This window comes from Streptomyces sp. NPDC030809, assembly GCF_055572195.1.
Genome location: NZ_JBVIDV010000006.1, coordinates 251989 through 268897, shown reverse-complemented (window position 1 = coordinate 268897; position 16909 = coordinate 251989). Strand labels below are relative to the sequence as shown.

The following is a 16909-nucleotide window of genomic DNA, read 5'->3' as shown; positions in this document are numbered from 1 at the left end:
GGTCTGTTTGTGGTTCCGCACTGCCTATGGTCGTCCATGATGCTGACAGCGCGCCAAGTGGATAGCCGCCGCGCAGTGGATTCGTGACGGTTCTGGTGCAGAACACCCGTCGCATCGTCAAGGATTCGCACGCGTACGGCTGCTGACTGAGTGAAAATACGACGCATCCCTCCGTGCGGGTGAAGAGGCGGGCGTACGGGTGAAGGAACGGGGCTCGGTACGATGCCCCGCACGCGCGCACGAAACACGGGGGGAGCGCCTTGTTCGGCATCGTCAGACCATGCACGCACCGCCTCGGCGAGCGGTTCAAGGCCGAGTGGACGGCCCATCTCTGCGGTCTCTGCCTGGCACTTCGCAGCGACCACGGGCAGTTCGCCCGCATCGTCACCAACTACGACGGCCTGCTGGTCTCGGTCCTGACGGACGCTCAGTCCGGACCCGCCCCGCATCCCCGCCGCACCGCCGGGCCCTGCCCGCTGCGCGGCATGCGCACCGCCGCCGTCGCCCACGGCGAGGGCGCCCGGCTCGCCGCCGCCGTCTCCCTGGTCCTGGCCTCCGCCAAGGTCCGCGACCACGTCGCCGACCGGGACGGGCTGTTGGCGCGCGCCCCCGTGGCCGCGGCCGCCCGCCGGGTCGCCCGCTCCTGGGACCGGGCCGGCGCCCGCACCGGGGCCGCCCTCGGCTTCGACACCGCCCTGCTCGTGGACGCCGTGGACCGGCAGACCGGCGTCGAGGCCCTCGCCGGCCCCGGCACCCCGCTGCTCGCCGTCACCGAACCCACCGAGACCGCCACCGCGGCCGCCTTCGCGCACACTGCGCAGCTCGCCGGGCGCCCGGGCAACGCACCCGCCCTCGCGGAGGCGGGCCGGCTTTTCGGCCGGCTCGCCCACCTCCTCGACGCCGTGGAGGACCTCGAGGCCGACGCCAGGACCGGTGCGTGGAACCCGCTCGCCGCCACCGGCACCCCGCTCGCGGAGGCGCGCCGGCTGTGCGACGACGCCCTGCACGGCATCCGGCTCGCCCTGAAGGACGCCGAGTTCGCCGACGGGGGACTGGCCCACCGGCTGCTCGTCCACGAGCTGCGCACCTCCGTGGACCGGGCCTTCGGCACCTCCGGCTGCGCGCACCCGGCCGGAGCGGCGCACACCGCCTCGCACGGGAACCCGTACTCCCCGGGCCCCGGTTTCGGCCCGCCGCTCGCGCCCCTGCCCCCGCCGCAGAAGCCGCGCCGCGGGCTGCTGTCCGGCTGCGCGGTGGCCCTCGGGCTCTTCTGCACCTGCCGGCTGTGCTGCACCGACCACGAGGGGCCCTGGTCCCGGAAGAAGCGCGACGCGTGGTGCAGCAACTGCGACGACTGCGGCTGCGACTGCTGCGACGGGTGCGACGGCTGCGGGGACTGCTGCTGCTGTCCCTGCGACGGCTGCTGAGGGCTCATCAGCTCCGTACGGCGTACCCCGGGATGCCGCACCGGCCGCTTGTGGGAATGTGACCGGCATGAGTGATCACGGACATCCCGGTCCGCCCGGTCCGCCCGGGGACGACCGGCCCGACGATGCGTACACCGCATGGCAGCAGTGGCACGAACACCGGACGGACACCGTCTCGGCCCCCTACGGACCGCTGTCGCTGACCGCGACCCACTGGCTCGCCGACTACCCGGAAGGCCGAATTCCGGACGTTCCGGGGCGGTGGCGCGTGCACGGGGGCGAGGTGGAGCTCGGCGCGGACCCCGGCGACGGGCTCACCCTGGACGGCAAGCCCTTCGAGGGCACCGCCCGGCTCGGCACCGAGGAGCACCCGCCCGCCGAGGCCCGGCTCGCCCACGGCGGACGCCACCTCGTCGTCCTGCGCCGCGAAGGGCAGTGGGCGGTGCGCGTCTTCGACCCGCAGGCCCCCGCCCGGGGCGCCTTCCGCGGCATCGAGGCCACCCCGCACCACAAGGACTGGGTGCTGACCGGCACCTTCCGGCCGTACCCGGAGCACCGGACCGTGCAGGTCGAGAACGCGGACGGGCGCTCCCGCGGGCTCGGCCTCGGGGGCGAGCTCGCCTTCCGCCACGAAGGGGCCGAGCACACCCTCCGCGTGGCCGTGGACCCCGGCAGCGGCGGGCTGTGGGCCGTGTTCGGGGACGCCACCGGCGGCTCCACCAGCTACCGCTTCCGTTTCCTCAAGCCCCCCGCCCCCGCCCCGGACGGCACGGTCACCGTGGACTTCAACCGGGCGCTGCTGCCGCCCTGCGCTTTCGCGGACCACTTCATCTGCCCCTTCCCGCCGCCCGGCAACACGCTCCCGTTCCCCGTCGAAGCCGGCGAGAGGCGGCTGAAAGGCACCCTTGCGGGCCGTAACTGACGCCGCGACACTCCCGTGCAGCGCACCCCCACCACGGGCCCCCGATCCCTCCAGGGAGGACGACAAGTGAGGCTCAAGCGCACCACCCCCATCCGGCTCGCCGCCATCGGCGCCGCCATCACCGCCCTCGCCGCCTTCGGCGCCCCCGCCGCCGGCGCCTCCGGCAGTGACACGGGCGGCTACTCCGCAGCCCGGCTCGCCGCCGCCGGCGCCTCCGTGCTGCGGGCCGACGTGGCCGGCACCGCCTGGCACACCGATCCCGCCACCGGCACCCTCGTGGTCGCCGCCGACTCCACCGTCTCCGCCGCCGACCTCGCCAGAATCAGGCGCGAGGCGGGAGCGGACGCCGGCGCCCTGCGCATCGAGCGCATCCCCGGCACCCTGCGCCGCCTGCTCTCCGGCGGCGACGCGATCTACGCATCCAGCTGGCGCTGCTCGGTCGGCTTCAACGTCCGCAGCGGGAGCACGTACTACTTCCTGACGGCCGGGCACTGCACGGACGGCGCCGGGACCTGGTACACCAACTCCTCGCGCACCACCGCCATCGGCCCCACGGTGGGCTCCAGCTTCCCCAACAACGACTACGGGCTGGTCCGTTACGACAACTCCGCGGTCACCCACCCGGGCACCGTGGGCAGCCAGGACATCACCGGCGCGGTGAACGCCACCGTGAACATGCCGGTGACCAGGCGCGGTTCGACCACGGGCATCCACAGCGGCCGGGTCACCGGCCTCAACGCCACCGTCAACTACGGCGGCGGGGACATCGTCTACGGCATGATCCGCACCAACGTCTGCGCCGAGCCCGGCGACAGCGGCGGCTCCCTCTACTCCGGCAGCAACGCGGTGGGCCTGACCTCCGGGGGCAGCGGCGACTGCACCTCCGGCGGCACCACCTTCTTCCAGCCGGTGACCGAGGCGCTGGCCGCGTACGGGGTGAGCGTGTACTGACCCCGCACGCCCCGCGCGCCCCTGGACGTTCCCCCGGCTTCTGGGAGGATGTCCGGGGGCGCGTTGCGGTCGGCCGACGGGGGGCTCTCGGGTATGAAGCGCATCGGGGTGACCGGGCACCGGTCGATTCCGCAGGAGCTGCTCGCCCACGTACGGGAGCGGCTGCGGGCCGTGCTGCGCGGCCACGAGGGCCCGATGGAGGCCCTCTCCAGCCTCGCCGACGGGGCCGACCAGCTCTTCGCCGACATCGCCCTGGAGTGCGGTGCCGACCTCACCGTGGTGATCCCCAGCGCGGACTACGAGGCGGACTTCCCGGAGCCGGAGGCCCTCGCCCGCTACCGGCGCCTCAAGGACCGGGCCACCCAGGAGGTCCGGATGGGCCACGCCCACGCCACCGACGAGGCGTACTACGCGGCCGGCACCTACATCGCGGAGGCGTGCGACCGCCTGGTCGCCGTGTGGGACGGGCTGCCGGCCCGCGGCCGCGGCGGCACCGGCGACATCGTCGCGTACGCGCGCAGCCTCGGGAAACCGGTCACCGTCATCTGGCGCGACGGAGTCTGCCGGGACTGAGCCGCGTATCCGACGCTACGTCAACTGCTGTGCCGCGCAAGCCAGTCGGTGTGCTGGGGCGAGACGTAGCGCTCGGTCTCGTAGACGGCGGCGGGCCACTGCTCCTCGGTGATCGTCGTCTGCATCACCACCATCATGGCCGCCAGGTCCTGCTCGATCAGGCTGTGCGCCTCGATCAGCGGGTGGTGGCGGCGCATCTCGTTCCACGCGATGCCCGCCGCCGCGGCGGCGCTCAGCAGCCCGGCCGCGGCCGCACCCGGGCCCGAGCCCACCGCCCTGAGCAGGGCGAAGACCAGGGCCAGGGCGGTCAGCAGCACGATGGTCCAGGACCACAGGGCGGTCGCCCGCCGGGACACCTCGGTGCGCCGCCGGTACCAGTTGCGCTGCTCGATGAGCCGGTCCCGTACGTAGGTCTCGCGGCGCACGCTGTAGACACGGCTGCGCAACTCCTGCATTGCGGCGGTGATTTCCACCCCCTGGCCGAGGGTCCCCGCATCGCGGGGATCGGCCCAGCCCATCTTCTTCAGCTCGCTCAGACCCGACTCCAGGCGGGTACGGTACAGCCCCTCGGGATCCGCGCCGTCCGAGCCGAAGGGGGCGCCGTGCACCGCGTACCGCCACGCCAGGGATTTGATGAACTCGGCCGCAGAGCGGTTCAGTTGCCACTGCGGACGGGCCCGCCGCCGGGTCGCGCGCACGCCCACGCCGAGCACCCCGGCATAGGCGAGGGCGCCCAGCGCGCCGAAGAGCCGCAGCGGGCCGACGGGGACCGCCGGCAGTCCGCAGAGGGCGGCCGCGAGCACGAGGAGGAGCAGCTGCACCCGGGTGGCCTGCGTGGATTCCCGCTGGCGGGAGATCGCCGCGGCGTCGGCATGATGGAAAAGAGCGGGAAGATCCTCGTTCCGAAACGTCATGCTGCCCAGCGGTCCGGAAAAGTCCACCACAGCCAACCCCCCAGTGTTGCTGCCCGGTGCTCACTCTTTCGATAGAACGCTTGACCTGGCGTCATGTCTCGGTTGCCAATAGTGGCCGGAAGAGTAAAGTCCACACCGACACTAGCGCGTCGCTGTTGTCATTTCCATGCCCATTCCCTAAGGACGGCCGTGAAGACCTCTGCAACCCCTTCGACCAGCGTTGAGAAGAACCGTCGTGTTCCCCTGGCCGAGATCGACGTACGCAGTGACGCCGCCACGGCCGCCCTCAGTCGGGTCCTTCCGTCCGAAATCCGCCGCACCGTCCAGCAGTCGATCTTCAACTCGGCGCTCTGACCCCGAAGTCGGAGCCCTAGACTGGTGGAATGACCGGCCTGATCGCCTTTCGCGAGATCGTCCTGAAAGTTCACAGCAGATGCGATCTTGCCTGTGATCACTGCTACGTCTACGAACACGCGGACCAGAGCTGGCGGGCCCGGCCGAAAACGATCTCGGAAGAGGTCGTCGCGCACACCGCCGCCCGGCTCGCCGCACATGCGCGAGACCACGCGCTCCCCTCCGTCACCGTGATTCTTCACGGGGGGGAGCCCCTCCTTGCCGGACCAGCCCGACTCCGCTTCGTGTGCGAGGAGTTCACCCGGGCCCTCGCCGGCACCGCGGCCCTCGACCTGCGGATCCACACCAACGCACTCCAGCTGGGCCGCCGTTATCTCGACCTGTTCGCCGAATTCGGCGTCAAGGTCGGCGTCTCCCTCGACGGGGACCGGGCCGCCAACGACCGGCACCGCCGCTTCGCCGACGGCCGCACCAGCCACCCCCTGGTCCTCAAGGCCCTCGACCTGCTCCGCAGCGGGCCCTACCGCCATCTGTACCAAGGGCTGCTCTGCACGGTGGACGTCGAGAACGACCCCGTGGCCGTCCTCGACGCGCTCACCGCCCTCGAACCCCCGCGCATCGACTTCCTCCTCCCGCACGCCACCTGGGAGGCCCCGCCGCCCCGCCCCGACGGCACCCCCGACGCCTACGCCCGCTGGCTGCTGCGCGTCTTCGACCACTGGGACCGCGAGGGCCGCCGGGTGCCCGTCCGGATCTTCGACTCCCTCTTCAGCACCCTGCGCGGCGGACCCAGCCTCACCGAGTCCCTCGGCCTCGCCCCCACCGACCTCATCGTGGTCGAGACCGACGGCACCCTCGAACAGGTCGACTCCCTCAAGAGCGCCTTCGACGGCGCCGCCGCCACCGGCTTCGACGTGCTCCGCCACTCCTTCGACGAGGTGGCCGCCCACCCCGGGGTCCGGGCCCGGCAGCTCGGCCTCGCCGGGGTCAGCGCCACCTGCCGGGCCTGCCCCGTCGTACGCTCGTGCGGCGGCGGGCTCTACACCCACCGCTACCGGGCCGGAAACGGCTTCGACAACCCCTCCGTCTACTGCGCCGACCTGCGCGAACTCGTGGACGGGGTGGCCGGCCGCACCGCCCGCAGCGCGGCCGCAGCCGAACTCGCCGAGCCCGCCGAACTCGCCTCCGCCCAGCAGCAGCTCACCCGCATGCTGCTCGCCCGGCTGCACGGGGACCTGGCCGGCTCCGGCGGCCCCGCCTGGCAGCGCTCCTGGGAACTGCTCACCGAGATCGAGTCCACCGGACAGGCCGCCGCCGCCCTGGACCCCGTACTGGACCACCCGTACACCCGCACCTGGCTGCTCGCCGCCCTGGACGCCGTACGGGAGGGCCGGCCGGCCGGGCCCGCGGCGGGACGGCGGCTGGCCGCGCTCGCCGCCGCGGCCGTGGTCCGCGGCCGGCTCGCGGCCCGGGTGCCGGTGCCCTTCCGGGACGGGCAGGTCTACCTGCCCACCCTCGGGCTCCTCAAGGCCGCCGGCCGCGGCGGCAGCGGGCCGGGCGAGCTGCGCGCCACCGACGAGGGGTTCGCGGTCCGCGAGGGCCGGACCGAGCAGGCCTTCCGGCCGGCCGCGGGGGAGCGCCGCTGGCAGCCCGTACGGGTCTGGGCCGGGGCCGGACCCGAGGCCCCGGGCGCCGTCCTCGACGACCTCGACCCGCACCGCAACTGCTTCGCCCGCCCCCCGCGGCTGCGGCTCGGCGCCGGGGAGGCCGCGGAATGGCAGGACCGGCTCGCCGCCGCCTGGAAGCTGCTCCACCGGACCGTCCCCGACCTGGCCCGGCAGGCCGCCGCCGGCCTCACCACCCTGACCCCGCTGGCCGGCGGGCCGCGCACCAGCGGCCGCGGCGAGGCCGGCCGGCACGGGCCCGGGGCCCTGGGCGTGCCCTGGTCCGGCGGGGTCCCGCAGACCGCACTGGCCCTGCTCACCGGGCGGCGCCGGGCCCGGCTGCGGGCCCTGGCCGAGGTCGCCGACCTCTACGCGCTGGACGGGGAATGGCTGCACGAGTCCCCGTGGCGCGCGCACCCGGTCCCCGTCTCCCGGCTGCTCGCCGACGTGCACGAGAAGGTGGCCGTCGAGGCCTGCCGGCGGGCCGGGGCCGGCGGGCCCATGGACGACGGCGAGGCGGAGGCCGAGGACATCCTGCGGGCCCTGGACCGGCTCGCCGCCGCCGCGGAACTCACCACCACCGGACAGGCCCTGGTCGAGGACCTGCGCTGGGAACTCAAGGCGGCGGGGGTGTGAGGAACCCCGGAAGCGCATGCGCAGGCGGCGGTCAAGGGGCCCGGCGGGAAATCGGGGGAGAGAGTTCCGCACATGCCCTGGGAATTCCCCGGAGAACCCGACGGGGTCTTGCCCGGATGACCGAAAATAGGCGTTGATTGACTGAAGGTTGGGGGGATGTGGCATGGAAGCTCCGGAATGATGTTTCCTCGCTCCACCCGATGTGAGCAGTAGTCACGGGACGGGGGTCGTGTGCCTTCAACAGCGCAGCCGTACTTCTTTCTCAGTTATGCGCATACTCCGAGGTACGGAGCCGGCGGCCCCGACCCCGACATGTGGGTCGAACGCCTCTTCCGGGATCTGTGCGGCCACGTCATGGCCCTCACCGATCTCCCGGCCGGCGCCCCCGCGGGATTCATGGACCGGGAGATACGCTCCGGCGAGGGCTGGTCGGAACGCCTGGGCGCGGCACTCGCCTCCTGCCTGGTCTTCGTTCCGCTGTTCTCGCCGCGCTATTTCGCCAGTGAGATGTGCGGAAAGGAGTGGTACGCCTTTGCCCAGCGCGCGATCCACCACGGGGCCCTGAACAACGAGCCCGCCGAGGCCATCGTGCCCGCCCTGTGGGTGCCGGTGCCCCCCTCCCAGCTCCCCGGGCCCGCCGAACGCCTCCAGTTCAACCACAACACCTTCGGCGACCGGTACGTCACCGACGGGCTGTACGGGCTCATCAAACTCCGCTCCTACGCCGAGCAGTACGAGCGCGCCGTCTACGAACTCGCCAAGCGCATCGTGCGCGTGGCCGAATCGGTCCGGCTCCAGTCCAGCCGCCCCGTCGACTACCGCATGGTGCCCAGCGCCTTCGGCGGACGGCCCGGAAACCGCGGCCCCGGACTCGCCCACCGCACCCTCCAGATCACCGTCGCCGCCGGCACCCGCCACGAACTCCCCGACGGGCGCAGCCCGGAGTACTACGGGGACTCCGCCCTGGAGTGGAACCCGTACCACCCCGACGCGCGCCGGCCCGTCGCCCACGTGGCGGAAGACCTGGTCCGCTCGCTCAACTACCAGACCGTCATGGCCTCCTTCGACGACGAGGCCGGCCACTTCGACAGCAAACAGCCGCCCGTCCGCCCGGAGATCCTGCTCGTCGACCGCTGGGCGGTGGCCGACGAGCAGCGCAGGCAGCGGCTCGCCGCCTTCGACCAGGATCCCCGGCCCTGGGTGAGCGTCGTCGTGCCGTGGAACCGGCTGGACCACCAGAGCCACGCGAAGGAGACCGAGTTGATCCACCGGCTGGAAGAGACGATGCCGGTCAAAATGAGCCAGGGCCGGGCCGCCTGCCGCGTCGCCGCCAACGGCGTCCACACCATGGAGGCACTCGGCCAGATACTCCCGCAGGTGGTCGAGGCCGCCGCCCAGCAGTTCCTCAGACACGCCCAGGTCTACCCGCCCGCCGGCAGCCGGCACGGCGAACGCCCGCGGCTGGTCGGCCCGATGGGCATGACCGGCGGCACCCCGCCCCCGCTGCCGCCGCCCGCCCCGCTCCCCACCGCATCACGGTTCGACAAGCCGCACCACGAGCACGCGCTGCCCGAGTACGAGGAATTCGGCCCCGATGCGGAGGACGCGGATGACCCCCAGTCGTGACGGACGCGTCGTCACCTTCTACTCGTACAAGGGCGGCACCGGCCGCACCATGGCCCTGGCCAACACCGCCTGGATCCTCGCCGCCAACGGCAAGCGGGTGCTCGCGGTGGACTGGGACCTGGAGGCCCCCGGCCTGCACCGGTTCTTCCACCCCTTCCTCGACCCCTCCACCCTGGGCGCCACCACCGGGGTCATCGACCTGATCACCGAGTACGCGTGGGCCGCCACCAGCCCCGTCCAGCGGCCCGACGACTGGCACAAGGACTACGCGCGGATCCAGCAGCACGCCGTCTCCCTCACCCCCGAGAACCTCGGCTGGGAGTTCCCCGGCGGCGGCACCCTCGACTTCGTCTCCGCGGGCCGCCAGAACCGCGAGTACTCCGCGACCGTCTCCACCTTCGACTGGGACAACTTCTACGACCGGCTCGGCGGCGGCCTCTTCTTCGACGCCCTGCGCGCCGACATGAAGCGCAACTACGACTACGTGCTGATCGACAGCCGCACCGGGCTCAGCGACATCGCCGACATCTGCACCTTCCACCTGCCCGACGTGCTCGTGGACTGCTTCACCCTCTCCGACCAGTCCATCGACGGGGCCGCCGCCGTGGCCCGCCAGGTCCACGAGCGCTACGGGGACCGCGACATCAGGATCTACCCCGTCCCCATGCGCATCGACGAGGGCGAGAAGGAGAAGGCCGACGCCGGACGGGCCCTGGCCCGCCTCAAGTTCGACCGCTTCCCCACCGGCCTCGCCGGCGAGGAGGCCACCGCCTACTGGGGCGCCGTCGAGATCCCGTACCGCCCCTACTACGCGTACGAGGAGACCCTCGCCACCTTCGGGGACGAGGCCGGGCTCACCAACTCCCTGCTGTCCGCCTTCGAACGGCTCACCGCCGTGGTCTCCGAGGGCACCGTCACCGCCATGCCCGCCATCGGCGAGGAGACCCGGCTGCGGATCCGCGACGCCTTCACCCGCCGCCGCCCCGCCCTGCCCGCCGACCTCTTCCTCTCGTACGTGGCCGAGAACCGGATGTGGGCGGACTGGATCGAATCCGTGCTCACCCGGGCCGGCTTCCGGGTCGTCCCCAAGGACGTCTCCGCCGAGCCCCGCCCCGGCGACACCCTCGGCGCGGGCTTCGGCACCGACAGCCCGGCGCGCACCGTGGTCCTGCTCTCCAGCGCCTACCTGAAGTCCGCCCGGGCCGTGGACATCTGGGAACGGGCCGCCGCCGAGGACCCCACGGGCGGCCGGCGCAACCTGGTCGCCCTCCGCGTCGGCGACGTCCGGCTCAGCACCCCGTACATCGACCGCAATCCGGTGGACCTGTTCCGCCTCGACGAGGCCCACGCCACCGCCGCGCTGCTGCGCGCCCTGGAGCGGCCGGTCCAGCCGGCCGACGGGGTGTCCCCGGGGCCGCGGTTCCCCGGCACCGTCCCCAAGATCTGGAACGCGCCGCCCCGCAACCCCGGCTTCACGGGCCGCAGCATCGTGCTGGAGCGGATGCGCGACCAGCTCGGCGGCGGGATCTCCGTGGTGCTGCCGCAGCCGCAGACCCTCTTCGGGCTCGGCGGGGTCGGCAAGACCCAGGTGGCGCTGGAGTACGTCCACCGGTTCATGGCCGACTACGACCTGGTCTGGTGGATCTCCTCGGAGCAGACCGACGACGTGGTCGCGGGCCTCGCGGAGCTCGCGGTCCGGCTCGGCGCGCAGACCGGCGAGGACATGGCGGCCGCCTCCCAGGAGGCCATCGACCTGCTGCGCCGGGGCGTGCCCACCTCCCGCTGGCTGCTCGTCTTCGACAACGCGGACGACCCCGAGACCGTCAAGCGGTTCTTCCCGCCCGGCGGCCCCGGGCACGTGCTGGTGACCTCCCGCAACCAGAGCTGGTCCCAGTACGGCGACGCCCTGCCCGTGGACGTCTTCCTGCGCGAGGAGTCCATCGAGCACCTCCAGCGCCGGGCACCCGGACTCAGCCTGGAGGACGCCGACCAGGTGGCCACCGCCGTCGGCGACCTGCCGCTCGCCGTCGAGCAGGCCGGCGCCTGGATCGCGGAGACCGCCACCCCGGTCCAGTCCTACCTGGAGCAGCTGGCCGAGCAGGCCGCCCGGGTGCTCGGCCTCAACCAGCCCGCCGGCTACCCGGAGCCCGTCGCCGCCACCTGGAACGTGTCCATAGAGCGGCTCCAGAGCCGCTCGCCCGCCGCGGTCCGGCTGCTCCAGCTGTGCGCCTTCTTCGCACCCGAGCCGATCTCCGCGAACCTCCTCTACAGCAAGGAGATGATCGACGCCCTCAAGCCGTACGACCCCTCCCTCCAGGAGAAGCTCGTACTCGGCCGGGTCATCCGCGAGATCGGCCGCTTCGCCCTCGCCAAGGTGGACCAGGTCAGCAACAGCATCCAGGTCCACCGCCTGGTGCAGGCCGTCATCCGCGCGCAGCTCGGCGAGGAGGAGCAGCGCGAGGCCCGGCACGCCGTGCACCGGATCCTCGCCGGGGCCCGCCCCGACGACGACGAGCCGATCGACAACCCGGAGACCTGGCCGCGGTTCAACACCATCTGGCCGCACCTGCCCCCCTCCGAGGCCCGCTACTGCAAGGAGCCCGAGACCCGCCGGCTGCTCATCGACCGGGTCCGCTACCTGTGGAAGCGCGGGGACTTCAAGGCCGCCTACCAGCTCGGCACCGAACTGCGCGAGGTGTGGAAGGAGACCCTCGGCGACAGCGACCTCCAGTACCTCTACCTGCGCTTCCACCTCTCCAACATCCTGCGCTCGCAGGGGCGTTACGTGGAGGCCAAGGAGCTGGACGAGGTCACCCTCGAACGCCAGCGCCGGGCCCTCGGCCCCTCCCACCCGCACACCTACATGACCACCAGCGGCCTGGCCATGAACCTGGGCGCCCTCGGCCAGTACGGCAAGGCGATGGAACTGGCCACCGAGGCCCACGAGGGCTTCAGCCAGATCTTCCACGAGGCGCACCCGCGCACCCTGGCGGCCGCCAACAACCTCGCCCTGAACCTGCGCATGGTCGGCCAGTACGCACGGGCCCGCGAGATCGACCAGGAGGTCTTCGACCGGCGCACGGAGGTGCTCGGCCCCGAGCACCCGTACACCCTCTCCTCCGCGCAGAACCTCGCCCGCGACCTGCGCGAGGTGGGCCGGTACGAGGACTCGGTGCAGCTGCTGAGCAGAGCGTACGAGGTGTACAAGCGGACCCTGGGCCGGGCCTTCCCCGGCACCCTGGCGGCCGCCAAGAACCTCGCGGTCTCGCTGCGGCGGGCCGGGCAGCTGGAGGACGCCCTGCGGCTGACGACGGCCACCCGGAACCGGTACCGGGCCAAGTACACCTCGGTCAACCCGGACCTGCTGGCCTGCGATCTGAACCTGGCGGCGGACCTGTTCGCCACCGGGGACCCGCTCGCGGCCCGGGACATCGCCCAGGAGGTGGTGGACGAGTACATGAAGGTGCCGGGGGAGCGCCACCCGTACACCCTGGCGGCGATCAACAACCTGGCGGTGTTCCACTGGGGAACCGGCGCCCCGGAGACGGCCGAGCCGATGCTCCAGGGGGCGATCCGGGTGATGCGCGAGGTGCTCGGGGACAACCACCCGCACACCATCTTCGCCACCCTGAACCTGGCCAACGCCCATGCGGACCTGGGCGATCCGGCGGGCGCGCTCCAGATCGAGCGGATCGCGGCCGGCCGGCTGCGCGAGGTGCTCGGGGCCCACCACCCCGAGACCCTGGCCTGCGCCTCGAACATGGCGGTCAGCCTGGACCGGGTGGGGCGCAAGGAGGAGGCGGCCCGGCTGCGGTACGAGACGGTCGCCGAGCTCCAGCGGCTGCTGGGGGAGGACCACGGGCTGACCCGGTACGCGCGCGACGAGCGGCGGGTGCACCGGGACCTGGAGCCGCTCGCGGTGTGAGGCGCCGGGGGGAGCCCTGCGGGGAGCTCTGCCGGGCTCCCCGCAGGGCTCCGCGCCAGGGTCTCCGCCGCGTTCTGCGCCGGGTTCTCCGGCGTGCTCTGCGCGGGGCTCCCGCGCTCAGGCGGACCGCTGCTGCGGCGGGACCGGCTCCTGGTCCCGGATCAGCCAGGTGAGCACGTCCGGGAGGGCGCGGAAGGCCGCGAAGTGGGCGGAGGCCGGTTCGAAGGTGGCGGTGGCCCGGGGGATGCGGCGGGCCAGCCAGCGGGAGTGGCCCACGGGCGAGAACACGTCCTGCTCCCCGTGCCAGAGGAGCACGGGACAGGCGATGTCGGCCGGGTCGAACCCCCAGGGGGCGGCGAAGGCGTGGATGTCGTCGAGCCAGCCGTAGGCCGAATGCCGCAGCCCCTCGCGGTAGTTGCGCTCCAGCATCAGGCGCAGGCCCGCGTCGGAGACGATGCTCCGGTCGTTGTCGGTGAGTTCGAGGCGGAGCTCTTCCAGCAGCCGGCCGGGGTCCTTGGCGATGGCGTCCGAGCGGGGGATCAGCCGGGCGGCCAGCTCCTCGGGGTCCACGGTGGCCGCGGTGTACTCGCGCACGTTGAAGGTGGTCATGCCGTCGAACCAGTCCAGGCCGTCCGCGTCCCGGGGGGCCAGGCCCACCAGGGTGGCGCACCGGGTGACCCGGCCGGGGAGCAGGGCGGCGCACGCCAGTGCGTGCGGGGCGCCGCCGGAGCGGCCCACCACGGCGAAGGTCTCCAGCCCGAGGGAGTCGGCGATCGCGGCCACGTCCTCGGCCGCGTCGGCGACGGTGCGGCCGGGCCGGCGGTCGGAGAGCCCGTAGCCGGGGCGGTCGTAGGCGATGAGCTGCATGCGGCGCTGGTAGAGGACCATCCCGCGGGGGGCGGGGCCCAGTCTGCTGCCGGGGGTTCCGTGGAGCAGGAAGACCGGCTTGCCCCGGGGGTCGCCGAGCCTCTCCACGGTCAGATGCCGCCCGTCCGCGGTACGCATCCGACTGCGCACGCGCTCCCTCCTCCACGGTCGACGCGGGTGTCACGGAGATTGTCCTCGCGAGGCCCGGAGCGCGGTAGGGCGCACTTCGGGGGAATTCTTGTGAAAGTTTTCACAAGCGCACGCGGGTCTTAGGTCACTCTCGATCTTCCCTGGTCACAGGGGGTGGAGCGGGTGCTTGTGGGGATCGGAAGGGCCTTTCGGCCTTCCACTCAGGGGCTTTTTCGGCGCCATTGGTTCCGCTTTCGGGTGTCGAATTGAGGAGCCGGGAAAACGGGTCGAACGAAGGAGTTCCCGCCATGCAGTCCAACGACACGGTGGACGGACTGGTCGAGAGGGCGCTCGTCGCGCTCGGCCGGTTCGAGGCACTCGGTCAGGAGCAGGTCGACCACATCGTCGGCAAGGCCTCGCTGGCGGCCCTGGGCCGGCACGGCGAGCTCGCCCGGCTCGCGGTGGAGGAGACCGGCCGCGGCCTCTTCGAGGACAAGGCGGTCAAGAACCTCTTCGCCTGCGAGCACGTGGTCCACTCGATGCGCGGGCTCAAGACCGCGGGCGTCATCCGCCGCGACGAGCTGAACGGCATCACCGAGATCGCCGAACCGGTCGGTGTGGTCTGTGCGATGACCCCGGTCACGAACCCGACCTCGACCACCCTCTTCAAGGCGCTGATCGCCCTGAAGACCCGCAACCCCATCGTCTTCGCCTTCCACCCCTCCGCGCAGAACTGCTCCGCCGAGGCCGCCCGCACGGTCCGCGACGCGGCCGTCGCCGCCGGCGCGCCCGAGGACTGCATCCAGTGGATCGCCGAGCCCTCGATGGCGGCCACCGACGCCCTCATGCGCCACCCCGGGGTCTCCACCATCCTCGCCACCGGCGGCAATGCGATGGTCAAGGCCGCCTACTCCTGCGGCAAGCCGGCCCTCGGCGTCGGCGCCGGCAACGTGCCCGCGTACGTCCACAAGAGCGCGAAGCTGGCGCGCGCCGTCCACGACATCGTGCTCTCGAAGGCCTTCGACCACGGCATGATCTGCGCCTCCGAGCAGGCCGTCATCCTCGATGCCGAGATCTACGAGGAGGGCATCGCCGAGTTCCGGCGGCTGGGCGCGCACGTGGTCTCGGCCGCCGAGAAGGCCAAGCTGGAGGAGTTCGTCTTCGGCACCACCGCCCACGGCGCCGGCTGCTCCGGAGCCCGCCTGAACCCGGACGTGGTCGGCAGGTCCCCGCAGTGGATCGCCGCACAGGCCGGCTTCTCCGTCCCCGAGGGCACGTCCGTCCTCCTCGCCGAGTGCGCCGGGGTCGGCGAGGAAGAGCCGCTCACCCGCGAGAAGCTCTCCCCGGTGCTGGCCGCCCTCAAGGCCGAGGACACCGCCCACGGCCTCGAACTGGCCGCGCAGATGGTCGAGTTCCACGGGCTGGGCCACAGCGCCGCCATCCACGCCGAGGACGAGGCCCTCGTCGAGGAGTTCGGGCGGAAGGTCAAGGCCGTCCGCGTCATCGCCAACGCGCCCTCCACCTTCGGCGGCATCGGCGACGTCTACAACTCCTTCCTGCCCTCGCTCACCCTCGGCTGCGGTTCGTACGGCCACAACTCGGTGTCGGACAACGTGACCGCGGTCAACCTCGTCAACATCAAGCGGATCGGACGGCGCAACACCAACATGCAGTGGTTCAGGGTCCCGCCGGAGATCTACTTCGAGCGCAACGCCATCCGCCACCTCGGCGAGATGGAGGGCATCGGCCGGGTCTCGATCGTCACCGACAAGACCATGACCGCCCTCGGGTTCGTGGAGAAGGTCACGGGCATCCTCCAGGCCCGCGAGGAACCGGTGGCCATCCAGGTCATCGACGACGTCGAGCCCAATCCGGAGCTGTCCACCGTCCGCGCCGGGGCCGCCCTGATGCGCGACTTCCGCCCCGACACCGTGATCGGCCTCGGCGGCGGCTCCCCGATGGACGCCGCGAAGATCATGTGGCTGATGTACGAGCGCCCGGAGGTCGAGTTCGCCGACACCAAGGAGAAGTTCTTCGACATCCGCAAGCGCGCCTACAAGTTCCCCCGGCTCGGCGAGAAGGCGAAGCTGGTGGCCATCCCCACCACCTCCGGCACCGGGTCCGAGGTCACCCCCTTCGCCGTCATCTCCGACCCCGCGGCGGCGCAGAAGTACCCGCTGGCCGACTACGCGCTCACCCCGCACGTCGCGATCGTCGACCCCGTCCTGCCGATGGACCTGCCGCCCGCCGTCACCGCCGACTCCGGCTTCGACGCGCTCACGCACGCCACCGAGGCCTACGTCTCCGCGTACGCCAACGACTACACGGACGGGCTCTGCCTCCAGGCCATCCGGCTGATCTTCGGCAACCTGGAGCGCTGCGTGAAGGACGGGGCCCGCGACCCCGAGGCGCGCGAGAAGATGCACAACGCCTCCACCGTGGCCGGCATGGCCTTCGCCAACGCCTTCCTCGGCCTGGTCCACGCCATGGCGCACACCCTGGGCAACACCTTCCACGTCCCCCACGGCCGTACCAACGCCCTGCTGCTGCCGCACGTGATCCGCCACAACGGCACGGTGACCCACAAGGCCGTCCCCTGGCCGAAGGCCGAGGTCTACCGGGCCCCGGAGCGCTTCCAGGAGATCGCCCGGATGCTGGGCCTGCCCGCCGCCACCCCGGCCGAGGGCGTGGAATCCTACGCCCGCGCCGTCGAGGAGCTGCGCGCCGCCTGCGGGATCCCCGGCTCCTTCGCCGAGCAGGGCGTGCCCGAGGAGGCCTTCCTGGCGGCCCTCCCGCAGCAGGCGCTGAACGCCTACGCCGACCAGTGCGCCCCCGCCAACCCGCGGATGCCGATGCTCGACGAGATGCAGGAGCTGATGCGCCGGGCCTACTACGGCACCGCCGGCTGACCCCGGTCCGCC

General features: G+C 72.6%; 11 protein-coding genes. 9 read left to right on the top strand and 2 right to left on the bottom strand.

Annotated features, from left to right (window positions below; genetic code table 11):
- Nucleotides 1-260 precede the first annotated feature (260 nt).
- The 4 genes from ACZ407_RS11325 to ACZ407_RS11310 all read left to right on the top strand — a co-directional run bounded on the left by ACZ407_RS11325 (nucleotide 261) and on the right by ACZ407_RS11310 (nucleotide 3873).
- A complete protein-coding gene (locus ACZ407_RS11325) occupies nucleotides 261-1427 on the top strand; it encodes a DUF5685 family protein (protein ID WP_468127500.1) in 1167 nt (388 codons plus the stop codon).
- A 67-nt stretch (nucleotides 1428-1494) separates the two neighbouring features.
- On the top strand, nucleotides 1495-2349 hold the full coding sequence (locus ACZ407_RS11320) for a DUF1684 domain-containing protein (protein ID WP_468127499.1): 855 nt from the start codon (nucleotides 1495-1497) through the stop codon (nucleotides 2347-2349).
- Between the two features lie 66 nt (nucleotides 2350-2415).
- Entirely contained in the window at nucleotides 2416-3300 is an 885-nt protein-coding gene (locus tag ACZ407_RS11315) for a S1 family peptidase (RefSeq protein ID WP_468127497.1), read from the top strand.
- Nucleotides 3301-3393: 93 nt separating this feature from the next.
- Nucleotides 3394-3873: a hypothetical protein gene (locus tag ACZ407_RS11310; protein WP_468127495.1), complete on the top strand. Its 480-nt coding sequence runs from the start codon at nucleotides 3394-3396 to the stop codon at nucleotides 3871-3873.
- A 20-nt stretch (nucleotides 3874-3893) separates the two neighbouring features.
- Here ACZ407_RS11310 and ACZ407_RS11305 read toward each other — a convergent pair whose 3' ends face one another.
- The gene (locus tag ACZ407_RS11305) at nucleotides 3894-4787 is read right to left on the bottom strand and encodes a DUF4231 domain-containing protein (protein ID WP_468127493.1); all 894 of its coding nucleotides are present in this window, start codon (nucleotides 4785-4787) and stop codon (nucleotides 3894-3896) included.
- Between the two features lie 189 nt (nucleotides 4788-4976).
- Here ACZ407_RS11305 and fxsA point away from each other — a divergent pair, with 189 nt between their 5' ends.
- The 4 genes from fxsA to fxsT all read left to right on the top strand — a co-directional run bounded on the left by fxsA (nucleotide 4977) and on the right by fxsT (nucleotide 12992).
- The gene (gene fxsA / locus ACZ407_RS11300; RefSeq protein ID WP_468127491.1) at nucleotides 4977-5141 is read left to right on the top strand and encodes an FxSxx-COOH cyclophane-containing RiPP peptide; all 165 of its coding nucleotides are present in this window, start codon (nucleotides 4977-4979) and stop codon (nucleotides 5139-5141) included.
- 29 nt (nucleotides 5142-5170) lie between these two features.
- On the top strand, nucleotides 5171-7441 hold the full coding sequence (gene fxsBH / locus ACZ407_RS11295; protein ID WP_468127489.1) for a radical SAM/SPASM protein FxsBH, inactivated beta-hydroxylase extension form: 2271 nt from the start codon (nucleotides 5171-5173) through the stop codon (nucleotides 7439-7441).
- Between the two features lie 231 nt (nucleotides 7442-7672).
- Nucleotides 7673-9067 carry a TIR-like protein FxsC gene (locus tag ACZ407_RS11290; RefSeq protein WP_468127488.1) on the top strand — a complete coding sequence of 465 codons (1395 nt, stop codon included), beginning with the start codon at nucleotides 7673-7675 and terminating at the stop codon, nucleotides 9065-9067.
- Nucleotides 9051-12992 (top strand): FxSxx-COOH system tetratricopeptide repeat protein, encoded by a 3942-nt coding sequence (gene fxsT, locus ACZ407_RS11285; protein ID WP_468127486.1) that lies wholly within the window; start codon nucleotides 9051-9053, stop codon nucleotides 12990-12992. The genes ACZ407_RS11290 and fxsT overlap by 17 nt, the downstream gene beginning before the upstream one ends.
- A gap of 117 nt (nucleotides 12993-13109) precedes the next feature.
- On the opposite strand, the gene ACZ407_RS11280 is transcribed toward fxsT, so the two are convergent.
- On the bottom strand, nucleotides 13110-13997 hold the full coding sequence (locus ACZ407_RS11280; RefSeq protein ID WP_468127591.1) for an alpha/beta fold hydrolase: 888 nt from the start codon (nucleotides 13995-13997) through the stop codon (nucleotides 13110-13112).
- Nucleotides 13998-14296: 299 nt separating this feature from the next.
- On the opposite strand from ACZ407_RS11280, the gene adhE reads away from it, so the two are divergent.
- Nucleotides 14297-16897 (top strand): bifunctional acetaldehyde-CoA/alcohol dehydrogenase, encoded by a 2601-nt coding sequence (adhE, locus tag ACZ407_RS11275; RefSeq protein WP_468127484.1) that lies wholly within the window; start codon nucleotides 14297-14299, stop codon nucleotides 16895-16897.
- The last annotated feature ends 12 nt before the right edge of the window (nucleotides 16898-16909 follow it).

Excerpts from the sequence above, each read along its gene's own strand:
- ACZ407_RS11320 (WP_468127499.1), top strand. The coding sequence starts at position 1,495 with ATGAGTGATCACGGACATCCCGGTCCGCCCGGTCCGCCCGGGGACGAC.
- ACZ407_RS11310 (WP_468127495.1), top strand. The coding sequence starts at position 3,394 with ATGAAGCGCATCGGGGTGACCGGGCACCGGTCGATTCCGCAGGAGCTG.
- ACZ407_RS11305 (WP_468127493.1), bottom strand. The coding sequence starts at position 4,787 with ATGACGTTTCGGAACGAGGATCTTCCCGCTCTTTTCCATCATGCCGAC.
- fxsBH (WP_468127489.1), top strand. The coding sequence starts at position 5,171 with ATGACCGGCCTGATCGCCTTTCGCGAGATCGTCCTGAAAGTTCACAGC.
- fxsT (WP_468127486.1), top strand. The coding sequence starts at position 9,051 with ATGACCCCCAGTCGTGACGGACGCGTCGTCACCTTCTACTCGTACAAG.
- ACZ407_RS11280 (WP_468127591.1), bottom strand. The coding sequence starts at position 13,997 with ATGCGTACCGCGGACGGGCGGCATCTGACCGTGGAGAGGCTCGGCGAC.
- adhE (WP_468127484.1), top strand. The coding sequence starts at position 14,297 with ATGCAGTCCAACGACACGGTGGACGGACTGGTCGAGAGGGCGCTCGTC.